Below are 14,982 nucleotides of genomic sequence, written 5' to 3'. Positions count from 1 at the left end.
AGGTGTTACTATAGCGACAATTTTATCCTTGTTTACTGCTGAATACCAATTGTTCTAATGTCTGCTGGTCATGATAACCAAGCTTAGACAAATGATTTTAAAAGTAAACTTACCCATTAAATTAATATTGTAAATACACTTATGTCGAAGAAAAAAGGTATGTTTTCCTGGTTAGGTCTAGGTAAAAAACAACAAGATGCTGGCGAGCCGGCAGATGTTAACGAAAATGCCCATACTGAGGCAGAGCAAACAACAGCAGATGCCAAGCAAGTCAACACTGAGGCGGCGGAAACTGCGCGCACTTTAGTTGCAGAAGATGTTGCCAAAGAGGTGCTAAGCGATGAACCATTGCCTGCAGAGCCAGAGCCAGAGCCAGAGCCAGAGCCAGAGCCAGAGCCAGAGCCAGAGCCAGAGCCAGAGCCAGAGCCAGCAAGCAAGGTGGGCTTTTTTGCGCGCTTAAAGCAAGGTTTAACAAAAACGCGGCAAAACCTAGGCGGTGGTTTATTCAGTTTATTTAGCGGCAAAAAAATTGATGATGAGTTGTTCGAAGAGCTTGAAACCCATCTCTTGCTTGCCGACGTTGGCGTTGAAACCACCAGTAAAATTATTGACTCGTTAACTGAGTCGGCATCGCGCGGGCAACTCAAAGATGCCGAAGCCTTGTATGAATTATTAAAGCTAGAGCTGCAAAAAATCATCGCGCCGGTTAGTCAACCGCTTGAACTGGCCTCAGATGACGGTCCGTTTGTTATTTTAATGGTAGGTGTCAACGGTGTTGGTAAAACCACGACTATTGGTAAGCTTGCGAAGCAGTTTCAAGCCCAAGGTAAGTCGGTAATGTTGGCAGCCGGTGACACCTTTCGTGCTGCAGCCGTTGAACAACTGCAAGTGTGGGGCGAACGTAATGATATTCCTGTGGTGGCACAACATACCGGTGCCGATAGCGCTTCCGTTATTTTTGATGCCATCAGCGCCGCTAAAGCTCGTGGGGTTGATGTTATTATTGCCGATACTGCCGGACGACTACAAAATAAAGCCCATTTGATGGAAGAATTGAAAAAAGTAGTGCGAGTGATGAAAAAACTTGATGTCAATGCGCCCCATGAAGTGATGCTGACGCTAGATGCAGGTACCGGCCAAAATGCCTTAAGCCAAACCAAACTTTTCCATGAGGCGGTTGGTTTAACAGGCCTAACACTCACCAAACTTGATGGTACGGCCAAAGGTGGTGTTGTATTTGCCGTCGCAGATAAGTACGCTATTCCTATTCGTTATTTAGGTGTTGGCGAAGGTATTGATGATTTGCGCCCCTTTAATGGCAGCGATTTTATTGACGCCTTGTTTAGCCAAGATAGCCAAACAAAATAAGAGATTTTATGATCCAGTTTAACAACGTCAGTAAAACTTACCCAGGTGGCTTTCTAGCGCTTAAAAACGTGAGCTTTAGCATTGCACCAGGTGAAATGGCGTTTTTAACGGGTCACTCAGGTGCTGGTAAAAGTACCTTGTTAAAGTTAATGTCGATGATGGAAAAGCCCAGTGCCGGTAGTATTGAAATTAATGGTACTGAACTAGCCACCATTCAATACCAGCAAATACCTTATGTGCGCCGTGGTATTGGCATGATTTTTCAAAATCATAACTTATTACTGGATAGAACCGTATTTGATAATGTCGCCTTACCGCTCATTATTGAAGGTTATAGCCATAAAGAAACCCGTAAACGGGTAGAAGCGGCGCTTGACAAGGTACATTTAAGCAGTAAGTTAAAGTGTTTTCCCTATATGCTTTCAGGTGGCGAGCAACAAAGAGTAGGCATTGCCCGCGCGATTGTTAATAAGCCGCCGATTTTATTAGCGGATGAGCCAACCGGTAATTTAGATCCGAAATTGTCACTCGACATTATACGTTTATTTGAAGAGTTTAATGATATGGGGGTTAGTGTTTTAATTGCCACCCATGATCTGGGTCTTATTGCCCGCATGAAGTATCGTACCCTAACACTAAAGCAAGGTCATATGATCACCGATGGTGTTGTTGATGGTTTAAAAGCAGGGGCAACAGATGCAAACTAACTATAGTCGGCAAAGTCATCATCAACTCGGTTGGACAGGTCGTATTACCGCTAGGGTAATTCGTCATCTACAACAAGCTATCGGCAGTTTAGGCGACTTATGGCGTACGCCCTTTACCTCAGTGATGACCGTATTGGTGTTGGGCATCAGTTTAACTTTACCCGCTACCCTACATTTATTTGTTAAAAATACCGAGGCAGTAACCCAGCAATGGCAGTCAGCCTCTGAAATTACCTTATTTTTAAAATTATCAACCTCTGAGCAAGCGGCGCAAAATTTAGTGCAGCGTATCGCGCTATATCCAGAGGTAGAGAATGTGGTCTATATTTCAGCGCAGCAGGCCTTAGCGGAATTTAAGGTGAACTCTGGCTTTGGTCAGGCGCTTGAATATTTAACACAAAATCCGTTACCGGCAACTATTTTAGTTACACCAAATCAAAGGTTTAGCCAAACACAAGCAGCGCATGAGTTGCTGCTTAAACTAGAACAAGAGCGTAATGTTGAACAAGGCAAGCTTGATCTTGAATGGTTAACACGACTCGAGGCCATGGCAGCGCTGATAGAAGATGTGGTGATCGCTATTGCCGTCCTGTTATGCTTGTCGGTGGTATTGATTATTGGCAACACTATTCGCTTGGCGATATTAAACCAAAAAGATGCCATCGCGGTAATGAAACTGGTTGGCGCGACCGATAGCTTTATTCAACGGCCATTTTTATATGCAGGTGTTTGGTATGGCGTGCTTGGCGGTTTTGTTGCAAGTTTATGCGTGGCTATTTTAGCGAACTACTTGTCTGGGGCGTTACGGCAATTAACTGACCTATATCAAAGCCAATTTACCTTGGCAGGCTTATCGTTGGCAGAGATGCTGCTGCTGCAATTAACGGCAATAGCATTAGGTTTATTAGGCAGCTATATTTCTGTACGTCAACATATCCGAGCTATAGAGCCTACGGCTGATTAAAATTTAGCGAAAAATAACGCCAATTTTGGGCTGTTTACAGTTTTATAACAAAGTTTAACAAACTTTTCCGAAAAAATTCGAAAGATACTATTGTCTCACCCTGTCTTCTAAGCTACTGTTGGCGTATACAGTCGAGATAGCTAGTGAGATGTGTTATGATCACGAGCTCGATGAGATAAAGGAGGTTTTAAATGAGTGAATCAATGCAATCAATGGCGTTAACTGTCCCGAAAAGTGGCAGCATTGAAGCATACGTGCAATCAGCTTACAGCATTCCCATGTTAAGTGCTGAAAAAGAGCATGAGTTAGCAACTCGTTTATATACTGAAAATGATTTAAAAGCGGCGCAAGAACTGATTATGTCGCATCTCCGTTTTGTTATTCATGTTGCTAAAGGCTATGCCGGCTATGGCTTACCACAAGCTGACTTGATTCAAGAAGGCAATGTTGGTCTGATGAAAGCCGTGAAGCGTTTTAACCCTGAAGTGGGTGTGCGTTTGGTGTCGTTTGCCGTGCATTGGATTAAAGCTGAAATCCATGAATTTGTGTTGAAAAATTGGCGCATTGTTAAAGTAGCGACCACGAAAGCACAACGTAAATTATTTTTTAACCTGCGCAAAAATAAAAAGCGCTTAGGTTGGTTTAGTCATGATGAAGTTGAAAACGTAGCACAATCGTTAGGTGTCAGTACTAAAGACGTTATGGAAATGGAATCTCGCATGAGCAACCAAGACCAAGCGTTTGAGCTGTCAACCGATGATGATGATAACTCAGGTGCTAGTGCTTACTCTCCTGCACAATATTTAGAAGACAAGCAGTCAGATCTTGCTACAGAAGTTGAAGATTCAAACTGGGAACAGCATGCCAATGCTAGATTGAGCAATGCTTTAGTCAGCTTGGATGAGCGTAGCCAAGATATTATTCGCACCCGTTGGTTACTTGACGATAAATCAACTCTGCAAGAGTTAGCGGATAAGTACGATATTTCTGCAGAGCGAGTTAGACAATTAGAGAAAAATGCGCTGACCAAACTTAAAGGTGCTATGGCATAAGCTTTCGCCAAACTAAAATAATGAAGAAAAAAACCGGCTTTTGCCGGTTTTTTTATCGGTAAAATTTAGCTCGGTTGTGGCTATAGCTTGCTGATATAAAACCCTAGATAATAAACAGCTATGTATATATAGGTGATGATAAGTTAACCGATAATGGTGATCTTTGCCGCTAATCTTGTGCAATTGCACAGCTTTTATCGGTTAACGTGCGCTATCATTCACATCATTAAATGTAAGTTAAGTGTAACAAAATAACTTTAAATAACATCATCCGTGAAAAAATAACAACTCTCCAACATTAAATAACAATCCTCAGTGAACTTTTGTCGCAAGATGTTTTTAGGCGCCAATCGCCAACAAAAAATAAAACGATTCATTGAATTTTGGAGAAGTAAATGTTTTCAGAGCAAGTTTTAGGCAATGCCATTCGTAGTGCATTGCTCATCGGTGCAGGTAGCTCGTTATTTATTGCTAATGCCGCCAATGCTGCCGCAGGTGAAAATGCCAGCGTTGAGCGAATTGAAGTTACCGGTTCACGTATTAATCGCACTGATATCGAAACAGCGAGTCCAGTAACGGTTATATCTTCAGCGTTTATCGCCCAAAGTGGTTATAACTCAGTTGAAGAAATTTTATCAGCACAGCCTACCGCTGCCGGCATGAATTTAGGTGCAACCACCAATAATGGCTCGGGTGGTTCAGCTACCGTTAACTTACGCGGAATGGGTGTACAGCGCACGTTAGTGTTATTAAACGGCCGTCGTATGGTGTCATCAGGTACAGGTGCAGATTCTGCGGTTGACTTAAATACCATTCCCGTAGCTATGATTCAAAACATCGAAATTCTTAAAGATGGTGCGTCTGCGGTTTATGGATCAGATGCCATTGCCGGCGTGGTTAATATTATTACCAAAAAAGACTTTGTCGGTACCGAGTTAACGCTTGATGCTAGTCAAACCGATAAAGGTGATGGCACCAGCAAAGGCATCAGCATTTTGCATGGTTTAGAATTAGCCCAAGGTAACTTAGTTGTTGGTTTACAATATTCAGATCGTGGTGAGATTATTCAATCTGATCGTGACTTTGTTGAGCCGGGTGCGTCATCATTTATTCCTACCGGTTCATTAGGCGGTTTAGTTGCTGATGGTGCTGGTGGTTTAAAGCCAAGAGACACGTCTTATGACTATACCGACGATAGTTACGCGCAAACACCTAATGAATTATTCAGTGTCTTTAGTGCTTACAATACCGAATTAGACTCAGATACTGAGTTAAGCTTTGATTTTATGTATACCCGCCGTGAGTCAAATCAGCAAATGGCACCACAGCCAGCTAATTTAGACCTAGCCAGCAATAAGTTGGATGCGTTACACCTAACTAACATTCAAGCTGCCTATGATAAATTAAATGCCGATATTGCTGATCCAACTAAGCATCATGTTATTGAAGATACGGTAAATTATCGCCGTCGTATGACAGATGCAGGACCTCGTATTTTCTCACAAGAAACCGATACTTACCGCGCATCTATTGGCTTAAAAGGCTACTTAGACAATGACGCTATGTGGGATATTTCAGCCACTTACGGCCGTAATGACTCGAAAGACAGTGTGCAAAACTCTATTCATGCCGGTAATATGATCAGCAGCATCTATCAAGATCAAAATGCCTGGTTTAGTGGTGATGCTATGGCCAATAGTGACTTAGCAGCGCAAGGCATTTTATACACGGAAGAAAATGAAGGCGGTAACAAGCAATTCACATTAGCAGCTGGCTTTAGCGGTGTTACGGCAAGTGATATCGGCTATGCGATTGGTTTTGAAACCCGTCATGAAAGTGGTTACTACACGCCTGATGAAATTACCCAACGCGGTGAAAGTACAGCAGCACAACAATTTGCGACTGACGGCGACTATTCAGTGCAGTCGATTTATGGTGAAATCTCAGTACCTGTGACTGAGCAATTAACCTTTGAAGCGGCGTCACGTTACGATGAGTATTCTACTTTTGGTGGCGAAATTACTTGGAAGTTAGGCGCTACGTACCGATTAAATGATGCCTTTATGATCCGCTCAGTGGCGGCAACAGGCTTTAGAGCACCAAGTGTTAGTGAGCTATACGGCGGCGATAGTGGTTCATACGACTACCTAAGCGACCCTTGGGGTAATGAACTTGATGCACAAATCAAAGTTAATTACACCAGTGATGAAAACCTACAACCTGAAGAAAGTGAGTCGTTTACTTTTGGTATGGTTTGGGAAGTTATGGACGGTTTGTCGACCACAGTGGACTACTGGGCATTTGATATCACCAACGCAATTAGTCGTGTTGATGTTCAACAAGAATTAAATGCTTGTTTTAACGGTATTAGCGCCGCATGTAGTGGTTTAAATATCACAGCTGATGGTGATTTATCTGCGTTAACGTCACAATTAACTAACATAGGTTCACAAGAAACTTCTGGGGTTGATTGGAATATCAGCTATAGTCATGACTTATTTAAAGTGGCGCTAGACACGACATTTTTAATTGAGTTCGAACAAGATGGTACCGATTACACAGGCACTATTGATGGCAATATTGGTGGTTATGCTGATATTAAGTCAAACTTATCGGTATATGGCTATGTTTCAGACGACTTAACCGTACTTTATAACGCGCAATTTATTAGCGGTATGGACGGAGAGTACTATGGTCAGCCATTTGCAACCGATGATGTGGTTTACCACAACATTTCGGCGGCCTACCATATTAATGATCAATGGGTGGTTAACGCGGGTGTGAAAAACCTATTTGATAAAGAGCCTGAAGCCGTGTTAGGCGGTAACGATATGGGTACGGTACCGAGTATCTATGACGTGATTGGTCGTAACTTATTTATCAGTACTTCATATCAATTCTAAGAGTTGCTAATCAGCAGGCAAAGTTGACTTGCTAAGATAAACCCGTATAAGCGATGGCAGTGCCATCGCTTTTTTGTCTGGCTTTTGTGCAGTTATTGGTGATTATATAAACACTGTTTTTGATTAAATGGTGTGAAACGCTAGCGAAAAAATTTTATTTTGTTAGACTAGCCGGATAAAAATAATACTAATAATAAACGGAATTCCCATCATGGAATCGAGGGCGAAGGATACGGTTCACGCAATACGCCAATTTCCTAAGTTAAAATCGCTACTTAAAAAGTATCGACAACTTAAAACTATGCAGTCAGGCTTATTACAACTGTCAGATTTAGCCGGTTCTGTTAATGACATGTCGGTCTTTTACCATGCACTCAAATCCGTCATTCAATCCTTATTAGTCACTGACAGTTTTCATATTGCACTATGTGATGCCGACAATAACTTACAACTTAGTCACTGCCATAATCCAGTAGAGTCGCGTTTACATGAAAATGTTGATTTGGCCAACTGGCGTAAAAGCCTAACCGGATTAGTTTTTTTGCGTCAACAGCCCTTGCATTGCTCAGCAAAAGAGCGCTTAGCATTGGCAAAAAGTGGCGATATTGTTTTATACGGCTCGGAATTTGTTGATTGGTTGGGGGTGCCGCTAAAGCGTGGCGAGCAGGTAATTGGTGTTATCGCACTGCAAAGTTATGACAAGAAACAATACTTCTCCGCTCGAGATTGCGAAACTTTAGCCTTTATTGCCGAGCATTTAGTGACAGCTATAGATCGCGTCAAAAGCCGTGAACTGCTGGAATCTAGCATCTTACAACGCACTGAAAAATTAACTGAAACCAATAAACAACTACAGCGCGAAATTGCCGAAAGGCAGCTTGCCGCAAAAGCACAGCAAGTGCTGCTAAATATTTCAGAGTTAACGGCAAAATCTCAAGCGCTAGGCAATTTTTACCAAGCATTACATTTTGAAATCGGTAAATTACTCAGCGCAAAAAACTTCTATATCGCTCTGTTATCAGATGATAAAAGTGAATTAGCTTTTCCTTATTATTGTGACGAAAAACTGGTGCAATTAAACACCCGAAAATTTGGCCAGGGTTTATCAGAAATGGCCATAAACGCCGGTAAACCAATTTTGTTAAATGGCGAGCAATTTTATACCCTGTCGGCACAAGGTGAAGTCACTAAGCTCAAGTCGAAGCAATATCATGCCATACATGATTTACCGCGAGCCTGGCTTGCCGCTCCGTTATCAGATCAAGGTGAAGTGTTTGGTGTTATCGCAATTCAACACTATCAAGACGAAAATGCCTATCAACATAAAGACTTACAGCTGATGCGCTTTGTTAGTCACCATATATCCATCGAAGTTCTACGGCAAAAAATGCAACAGCAAGCCTTAAAAAGCCATGAAGCGCTAGAAAAAATTGTTAATGAGCGGACCCAAGAGCTACAAGCAACAAACCTAAACTTACGCATGCAAATAGACGAGCGTCGCAAAGCGGAAGCACGCTTGTATCATGAGGCTCATCATGATGCGTTAACTCAGTTACCCAATCGCGCCATGCTTGCTGATCGGCTAAGTTATTCAATTAGGCACTTAAAGCGTCACCCCCATTATCGTTTTTCACTTTTGTTTATTGATCTAGACAGGTTTAAAATGATCAATGACACATTAGGTCATCATGCGGGAGACCAGTTTTTAATTGAAATAGCGCGGCGACTGCGCTTGTGTGTGCGTGATAATGATACCTTGGCCAGATTGGGGGGGGATGAGTTTGTGGTGTTATTAGATGCGCTACAGTCAACTGAAGACGTTGAAGAAATCGCCGCTCGCATTATTAACTCCATTGCCCAACCTTATGAACTTGATGGTCACACCTTGTACTCCAACGCCAGTATAGGTATAGCGCAAAGCCGTGTAAGTTATAAAGATGCTAATGAAATTTTACGCGATGCTGATGCTGCTATGTATCAGGCAAAAAGCTTAGGCCGTGGTCGCTTTGTATTTTTTGATGATAGTATGCGCGAGCAATTGATTGCCAGTATGACCTTAGAGCAAGAGTTACGCCAAGCGATTAAAAACCAGCAATTTGAGTTACATTATCAAAAAATCTCCCATTTAACCTCCACTCAAGCCATAGGCTTTGAAGTTTTATTACGTTGGCAACACCCATCTAAAGGCTTACTGACCCCTAGCGAGTTTTTGTTTATGGCGGAAGAAACCGGCATGATTTTGGACATTGAAACTTGGGTGATAGAAGAAGTTTGTTTACAGCTAAAGTTATGGAAACAATCGCAAGAATATGAAAATGTTTATATTGCAGTTAACTTGTCAGGGCGACACTTAATTCAAGCGAATCAACTGGCTAAGTTAATTGAGTTGATCAATGTTAACACTATAGAGCCAGAACGCTTGATTTTAGAATTTAATGAATCAGCCTTCGCTCAGCATACCGAGTTAGCGCTGAAAGGCTTGCGCAAGCTAAAAAGCTTTGGCGTTAAATTGGCGCTTGATGATTATGGCGCTGGCTTGTCATCATTTAACTTTTTACATAACTACCCGTTTGAATTTATTAAGTTAGATCGCAGCTTTACTCGGACATTAAATCATAATGAGAAAAATTTAACGCTAGTAAAGGCCTTACATGAGCTTGGCACTCAGTTTGGCTATCGATTGGTGGCTGAGGGCATAGAGTCAGCCGCTATGTTGAAAAAACTGCAAAATGCCGGCTGTGAATTTGGACAAGGCTATCATATCAGTCGCCCAGCAAAAATGACTAAAGACCCAAGTTCAGCTAAAGTGGTGAACATCAATAGCGCTTAGTTAAAAGCTACTTGAGCTAACCTTTATGAAATAAGCCTTCAAGGCGCAAGGCAATGCCTGGTGTGGTGGTGTAGTTTTCTTGTTCCGGAAACTCTAAAAATGGCTCAATCTCAAAAAATAGCCAGTCGCGTATAGCATTAAAGCGGTAACGATAAGCCAAGGTATATTTATCAATAACAAAGCCGCGTGCACCATTTCGTTCCCCTTCAACTTGAAAACTAATCACCGATGCTGTGGTGCTATTGATTTGCTTTAGTTTATAAAAGCCATGTTTCCAACGAATACCGCTAAATGCTTCGGCTCCTCTAATACTATAGTTAACACGAAACAGGGATTGTGAGCTGATTTGGTAATCATATTCTAATAACAGTTTAGCTTCGAGGCCATCATCGAGAAAGTAGTAGATTGAAGGTTCGATTAAAAAGCCCTGTTTATCATTAACCGTTAAGCGACGCTTGTGTTTAGCTCTGACAAAAAGATCGCCACTTGAAATGCCGAGTCGATAATTGAGTAAGCGATCAGCTCTTTTATCTTGGGTATAATTTAACGCTAAGGAAAATTTATCGTTGGCTAAAGCGGCTTTGCTATCATTAACCTCTAACGGTAAGTTGCTCAGTTCATCGTCGCTTTCATCAGACAGGATGATACTGGCTCTATTTTGAAAGTGCGGCAGTTTGACACGTACCCGAAAGCGTGGCTTGACTTCACTCCAGTCACGACTTTTTGGCAACCAAGCCAAGCGTATTTTGGCACTAGTGGTTGGCTTTTGTTGTTCACTTCCATTTGCAATAAAAAAACTATCAAACCATTGCGCCGATTGATAAACAGAATTAGTTACCGTTTCATGCAATCCTTGCATCCAGTGATCATTTTCTTGTTCAGTTGACTTGCTGACATCGGTTGTTGAGTCTGCTAAGGCTGAATTGGCAAATGCAAAGTAAAAGAATAGTCGGCATAAAAGCCATTTAATTGTATTTTTACGATACATTCTCATCAAAATTTGTTTTACCTCACTTTTTAGCATATCAGTTGGTGATTTTTTTTCTATAAACTTTATAATGAAATTAATTAAATTATAGGGGTTTTTTATGGGTGGTATAAGTATTTGGCAGTTATTAATTATTGCCGTGATTGTGGTGTTATTGTTTGGTACAAAAAAGCTTCGTAACTTGGGCTCTGATTTAGGCTCGGCGGTGAAAGGCTTTAAAAATGCAGTAACTGACGAAACCGCGAAAAAAGACGATGACGCTGCTAAGGCTGATAGCTTAGCGGATAACTCAACGGAACAAAGTAAAGTCGCTGATAAAGAAAAAGATCAAGTCTGATGTTTGATATAGGCTTTTGGGAGCTATTGTTAATCGCTATTATTGGCCTAGTGGTGTTAGGGCCTGAGCGATTACCTGTTGCCATTCGTACGGTGCGAAATTGGATAGCGAGTATTCGTAGCTTTAGCGAAGGGGTGAAGAATGAGCTCAGTGAAGAGCTTCGTATCCAAGAATTACATGCGAATCTAAAAAAGGCCGAACAATCTGATATGAAAGATTTATCGCCAGAGGTTGCCGCGTCGGTAAAGTCGTTGAAAGAGGCGGCAGCAATGGTCAACAATCCATATCAAACAGCTGATAAAACAACTCAGGCGTCAAAAGATGTTGCGCAGCTTAACGATAATAAAAGTGAAAAGCAGGATAAATGAGCTCAACAGGCACCCAAAGTCATACATTATTTGATCACTTATTAGAGTTAAGAACAAGATTACTACACGCTGTAGTGGGTGTTTTAGTGGTGTTTTGTAGCTTGATTTATTTTGCGCAAGATATTTACCAATATGTTGCGCAACCCCTATTAAAAGTAATGCCTGCGGGTACACAAATGATCGCAACCGATGTTGCATCACCGTTTTTTACCCCATTTAAGCTAACCATAGTCATCTCGATTTTTGTTGCTATGCCCTATATTTTGTATCAGCTTTGGTCGTTTATTGCCCCAGGTTTATACAAAAATGAAAAACGTTTAATTGCGCCGCTGATGTTGGGCAGTACCTTGTTGTTTTATTGCGGTATTGCCTTTGCCTATTATGTGGTGTTTCCTGTGGTCTTTGCTTTCTTTTCTTCCGTTGCGCCTGATGGGGTGACGATAGCAACCGATATTAGTAGTTATTTAGACTTTGTCTTAAAGCTATTTTTCGCCTTTGGTGTTGCATTTGAAATTCCAATCGCCATCATCCTCATGTGTTGGACTGGGGTGACAAGCCCAGATAATTTACGCGCTAAGCGTCCTTATATTGTCGTCGGCGCGTTTGTGATTGGTATGTTATTAACGCCACCTGATATTATTTCTCAAACCATGTTAGCTGTGCCTATGCTATTGTTATTTGAGGTCGGCATTATTATCGCGTCACTCTATTACCGCGGTGATGATGAATCAACAGAGTCAGCGACAAAGGAAGAGTGATCATGAGAGTTACCGTACTTGGTGTGGTTGTGATAGCGGGTTTATTCGCCATGGCGGCTCAAGCAAGTACTATAACAGAGCAGCTCGGCAACTGCCGTAAGATCACCGCCAATGTTGCGCGTTTAGCTTGTTTTGATCAACTGGCAAATCAGGTTGCTGCGGTTGCTACAGCTGCCGCTGATAGTGACTCTTTAACAACAGCCAAGCCCAGAGATGTCGAGATGTTTGGCGCAAAACAGCTAAAAAAATCACCGCCAGAAACTGAAAGCAGACCACAAGTTATTTTTACCGTAAAAACATTCAAGTACGATCCTTATGGTAAATTACGTTTTACTTTTGAAAATGGTCAGCAATGGCAGCAAACAGATAGTCATCCATTTAAGGTAAAAGTCGGTGAAAGCCTGCTATTGCAAAAAGGCGTTTTGGATGCCGTATACTTGAAAAAAAATCAAGCGGGCGCGAAGCGAAAAATTCGCGTTAAGCGCCTCAAATAAGGTTATCTTTTGATCGATATTGGCGTTAACTTAACTCATACGCGTTTTGATAAAGACCGCTTAGCCGTGATCGAGCGCGCTAAGCAGGCCAAGCTCAGTGCCCTTTTGATCACCGGAACTGACATTGAGCAGAGTGAGCAGGCAATTGCACTTTGCCAGCAAGCGCCGAATTTTCTTTTTTGTACCGCAGGCATTCATCCGCACGATGCCGACCAAGCGCAAAATAATTATCTCGAGCAACTAGAACAATTAGCGCAACATAGCAGTGTAAAAGCCATAGGTGAATGTGGCTTAGACTTTAACCGTAACTTTTCCACGCCCGAAAATCAGCAACGTATTTTTCAAGGACAAGTAGAGCTAGCCGCACAATTGCAGCTGCCGCTATTTTTACATCAACGCGATGCGTTTGAACCTTGGTTTAAGACTTTAGCGCCATATATAACTCGAGTGCCAGCCATGGTCGCACATTGCTTTACTGGCAGTAAGTACGAATTAGAGCAATGTTTAGCCGCAGGCATGTATATTGGCATTACCGGTTGGGTATGTGATGAGCGTCGAGGACAAACATTGCGGGAAATTGTGCCCTTGATCCCACTGCAGCGTTTGATGATAGAAACCGATGCACCCTATTTAACACCTAGAACGATTCGCCCTAAGCCGAAAAGTAGCCGCAATGAGCCTAGTTATCTGCCTTATATCGTCACTATGTTAGCTAAGCTACTCAATTGTAGTGAACAGGCGCTTATTCAACAAACCACAGCCAATAGCGAACAGGTATTTAATTTGCGAGCAGCTGATGCTTAAATTACTTATCTTTTTGCCGCTATTGTTACCTACTTGGGTTCACGCACAAGTGTTAGCTGATATTGCTACACCTATGCAATGGCAACTGTCGCCAATCTTTCTTGGTAGTGGCTTAATGCTGGTTTTGCTTTGCTTTGCCAGTGCGCATGCGCTGCGCAGCAAAAGCATGGCAATTTTGGCGTTATTTTTCTTCTTTAAATGTTTGGCCGTTTTGGTGATTGGCGGCGAGTCTTTATTTGCAATATTTACCCCAAGTGTTGCATTGTTAAAAAGTGAGGCAGTGCTACTCAATCATATTAGCATTATCATCTTCTTTGTCTTTACCATGAGCTGTTTCGCCTTGCCAAAAAATAGTAAAGGCGCTGTACAATTGCTGCTATTTTTAGCGCTGTGTTTGTTGTTGCTAATACCCAGCAGCTACTTCTTTGATTTCACTGCTCAATGGCTTGTTATTCAATTACCCACCAGTATTAGTCTACTGGTGCTACTTTATATCAGTAAGCAAATGCCAGCTAAGTATGCGCGAATGGCAACCATATTTACTTTAACCTTAGTGTTTCAATTGCTATTTAATATCTTGGCCTACATACATTATTTTGGTGAATTTAGTGTTGAAGCTAGGTTCAAAGTGGACGTTTTTGCATTTTGGCTGATGTCGGTAATGATCGCGTATTTAATAGCAAGAAAGTATCATTGTCAGCGGCTTGATGAACATCAGGCGCAGCAAAACATGCTGCAAAATTTGCAAGCATCAGAAGCCGCACAACAAGCGCTTTTAAAGCTTCAGCAAGCCAGTCATGAACAGTTAGAAATTCGTGTTCAAGAGCGAACTTTAGAATTAAATATCGCTTTGCAAGAGTTGGCTGAAGTCAATCAAGTTTTAGCAGAAAAAAATACCCTAGACGAGTTATCAGGGCTGTATAATCGACGTTATTATGAGCAAAAAATATTAGCAGAGTTTAGACGCAGTCGTCGAAACTTAACGCCTTTAAGTATGGTGTTAATTGACATTGATCATTTTAAAGCGGTTAACGACAACTTTGGTCATTTAGCCGGCGATGCCTGCATTGTTGCTGTAGCAGATAAAATTAAATCATTACTTCGTCGTAGCAGTGATGTTGGCTGTCGTTATGGCGGTGAAGAATTTTGTTTAATTTTAGCTGAAACCGATGCTAAAGGTGCGTTATCGTTGGCGCAAGAAGTTTGCCAAAACATACGGCAGCAACAGGTACATCACAATGATCAGGTTATTCACTTAACGGTCAGTTGCGGTGTTATTACATATCAACAAGAGCCGAATGTGAGCCCGCAAGTCATGTTTGAGTGTGTTGATAAAGCATTATACCAAGCTAAACAAGCCGGGCGCGATCAAGTGCAAGTGGGTTTGTTAAGCGCAGTTTAATTAATGA

At 41.8% G+C, this 14,982-nt stretch carries 13 protein-coding genes; 12 read left to right on the top strand and 1 reads right to left on the bottom strand.

The window, feature by feature from the left end; translation table 11 throughout:
- Positions 1–141: 141 nt before the first annotated feature.
- The 6 genes from ftsY to B6K83_RS11860 all read left to right on the top strand — a co-directional run bounded on the left by ftsY (position 142) and on the right by B6K83_RS11860 (position 9,824).
- A complete protein-coding gene (gene ftsY / locus B6K83_RS11885) occupies positions 142–1,368 on the top strand; it encodes a signal recognition particle-docking protein FtsY (RefSeq protein ID WP_085285147.1) in 1,227 nt (408 codons plus the stop codon).
- 8 nt (positions 1,369–1,376) lie between these two features.
- Complete coding sequence (ftsE, locus tag B6K83_RS11880) at positions 1,377–2,075, top strand: cell division ATP-binding protein FtsE (RefSeq protein ID WP_085285146.1); 699 nt, start codon at positions 1,377–1,379, stop codon at positions 2,073–2,075.
- A complete protein-coding gene (gene ftsX / locus B6K83_RS11875) occupies positions 2,065–3,039 on the top strand; it encodes a permease-like cell division protein FtsX (RefSeq protein ID WP_085285145.1) in 975 nt (324 codons plus the stop codon). Before ftsE ends, ftsX begins: the two co-directional genes overlap by 11 nt.
- A 191-nt stretch (positions 3,040–3,230) precedes the next feature.
- Positions 3,231–4,091: an RNA polymerase sigma factor RpoH gene (gene rpoH, locus B6K83_RS11870; RefSeq protein WP_085285144.1), complete on the top strand. Its 861-nt coding sequence runs from the start codon at positions 3,231–3,233 to the stop codon at positions 4,089–4,091.
- Positions 4,092–4,486: 395 nt separating this feature from the next.
- Positions 4,487–6,994, top strand: a complete 2,508-nt coding sequence (locus B6K83_RS11865; protein ID WP_085285143.1) for a TonB-dependent receptor — start codon at positions 4,487–4,489, stop codon at positions 6,992–6,994.
- 211 nt (positions 6,995–7,205) lie between these two features.
- Positions 7,206–9,824 carry a sensor domain-containing diguanylate cyclase gene (locus tag B6K83_RS11860; RefSeq protein ID WP_085285142.1) on the top strand — a complete coding sequence of 873 codons (2,619 nt, stop codon included), beginning with the start codon at positions 7,206–7,208 and terminating at the stop codon, positions 9,822–9,824.
- Positions 9,825–9,840: 16 nt separating this feature from the next.
- Here B6K83_RS11860 and B6K83_RS11855 read toward each other — a convergent pair whose 3' ends face one another.
- The gene (locus B6K83_RS11855) at positions 9,841–10,818 is read right to left on the bottom strand and encodes a hypothetical protein (RefSeq protein ID WP_139175559.1); all 978 of its coding nucleotides are present in this window, start codon (positions 10,816–10,818) and stop codon (positions 9,841–9,843) included.
- Between the two features lie 94 nt (positions 10,819–10,912).
- Here B6K83_RS11855 and tatA point away from each other — a divergent pair, with 94 nt between their 5' ends.
- From tatA to B6K83_RS18590, 6 genes are read left to right on the top strand one after another with little or no spacing between them, the layout of a single operon-like run.
- Positions 10,913–11,149 carry a Sec-independent protein translocase subunit TatA gene (tatA, locus tag B6K83_RS11850; RefSeq protein WP_085285140.1) on the top strand — a complete coding sequence of 79 codons (237 nt, stop codon included), beginning with the start codon at positions 10,913–10,915 and terminating at the stop codon, positions 11,147–11,149.
- A complete protein-coding gene (gene tatB / locus B6K83_RS11845; protein WP_085285139.1) occupies positions 11,149–11,517 on the top strand; it encodes a Sec-independent protein translocase protein TatB in 369 nt (122 codons plus the stop codon). The genes tatA and tatB overlap by 1 nt, the downstream gene beginning before the upstream one ends.
- Positions 11,514–12,275: a twin-arginine translocase subunit TatC gene (tatC, locus tag B6K83_RS11840; protein WP_085285138.1), complete on the top strand. Its 762-nt coding sequence runs from the start codon at positions 11,514–11,516 to the stop codon at positions 12,273–12,275. The genes tatB and tatC overlap by 4 nt, the downstream gene beginning before the upstream one ends.
- 2 nt (positions 12,276–12,277) lie before the next feature.
- On the top strand, positions 12,278–12,769 hold the full coding sequence (locus B6K83_RS11835) for a hypothetical protein (protein ID WP_085285137.1): 492 nt from the start codon (positions 12,278–12,280) through the stop codon (positions 12,767–12,769).
- 9 nt (positions 12,770–12,778) lie between these two features.
- Entirely contained in the window at positions 12,779–13,573 is a 795-nt protein-coding gene (locus tag B6K83_RS11830; RefSeq protein WP_085285136.1) for a TatD family hydrolase, read from the top strand.
- Positions 13,566–14,975, top strand: coding sequence for a GGDEF domain-containing protein (locus B6K83_RS18590; protein WP_233143982.1), 1,410 nt, complete (start codon positions 13,566–13,568; stop codon positions 14,973–14,975). Before B6K83_RS11830 ends, B6K83_RS18590 begins: the two co-directional genes overlap by 8 nt.
- Positions 14,976–14,982 lie beyond the last annotated feature (7 nt).

The sequence above is a fragment of the Colwellia chukchiensis genome (assembly GCF_002104455.1).
GTDB classification, from domain to species: Bacteria; Pseudomonadota; Gammaproteobacteria; order Enterobacterales; family Alteromonadaceae; genus Cognaticolwellia; species Cognaticolwellia chukchiensis.
This window is presented reverse-complemented; position numbering and strand designations above follow the sequence as displayed.

What these genes read in the sequence shown, in the direction of transcription:
- B6K83_RS11855 (WP_139175559.1), bottom strand. Translation starts at nt 10,818, where the DNA reads ATGAGAATGTATCGTAAAAATACAATTAAATGGCTTTTATGCCGACTA.
- tatC (WP_085285138.1), top strand. Translation starts at nt 11,514, where the DNA reads ATGAGCTCAACAGGCACCCAAAGTCATACATTATTTGATCACTTATTA.
- ftsE (WP_085285146.1), top strand. Translation starts at nt 1,377, where the DNA reads ATGATCCAGTTTAACAACGTCAGTAAAACTTACCCAGGTGGCTTTCTA.
- tatB (WP_085285139.1), top strand. Translation starts at nt 11,149, where the DNA reads ATGTTTGATATAGGCTTTTGGGAGCTATTGTTAATCGCTATTATTGGC.
- B6K83_RS11865 (WP_085285143.1), top strand. Translation starts at nt 4,487, where the DNA reads ATGTTTTCAGAGCAAGTTTTAGGCAATGCCATTCGTAGTGCATTGCTC.
- rpoH (WP_085285144.1), top strand. Translation starts at nt 3,231, where the DNA reads ATGAGTGAATCAATGCAATCAATGGCGTTAACTGTCCCGAAAAGTGGC.
- B6K83_RS11835 (WP_085285137.1), top strand. Translation starts at nt 12,278, where the DNA reads ATGAGAGTTACCGTACTTGGTGTGGTTGTGATAGCGGGTTTATTCGCC.
- B6K83_RS11860 (WP_085285142.1), top strand. Translation starts at nt 7,206, where the DNA reads ATGGAATCGAGGGCGAAGGATACGGTTCACGCAATACGCCAATTTCCT.
- ftsX (WP_085285145.1), top strand. Translation starts at nt 2,065, where the DNA reads ATGCAAACTAACTATAGTCGGCAAAGTCATCATCAACTCGGTTGGACA.
- tatA (WP_085285140.1), top strand. Translation starts at nt 10,913, where the DNA reads ATGGGTGGTATAAGTATTTGGCAGTTATTAATTATTGCCGTGATTGTG.
- B6K83_RS18590 (WP_233143982.1), top strand. Translation starts at nt 13,566, where the DNA reads ATGCTTAAATTACTTATCTTTTTGCCGCTATTGTTACCTACTTGGGTT.
- ftsY (WP_085285147.1), top strand. Translation starts at nt 142, where the DNA reads ATGTCGAAGAAAAAAGGTATGTTTTCCTGGTTAGGTCTAGGTAAAAAA.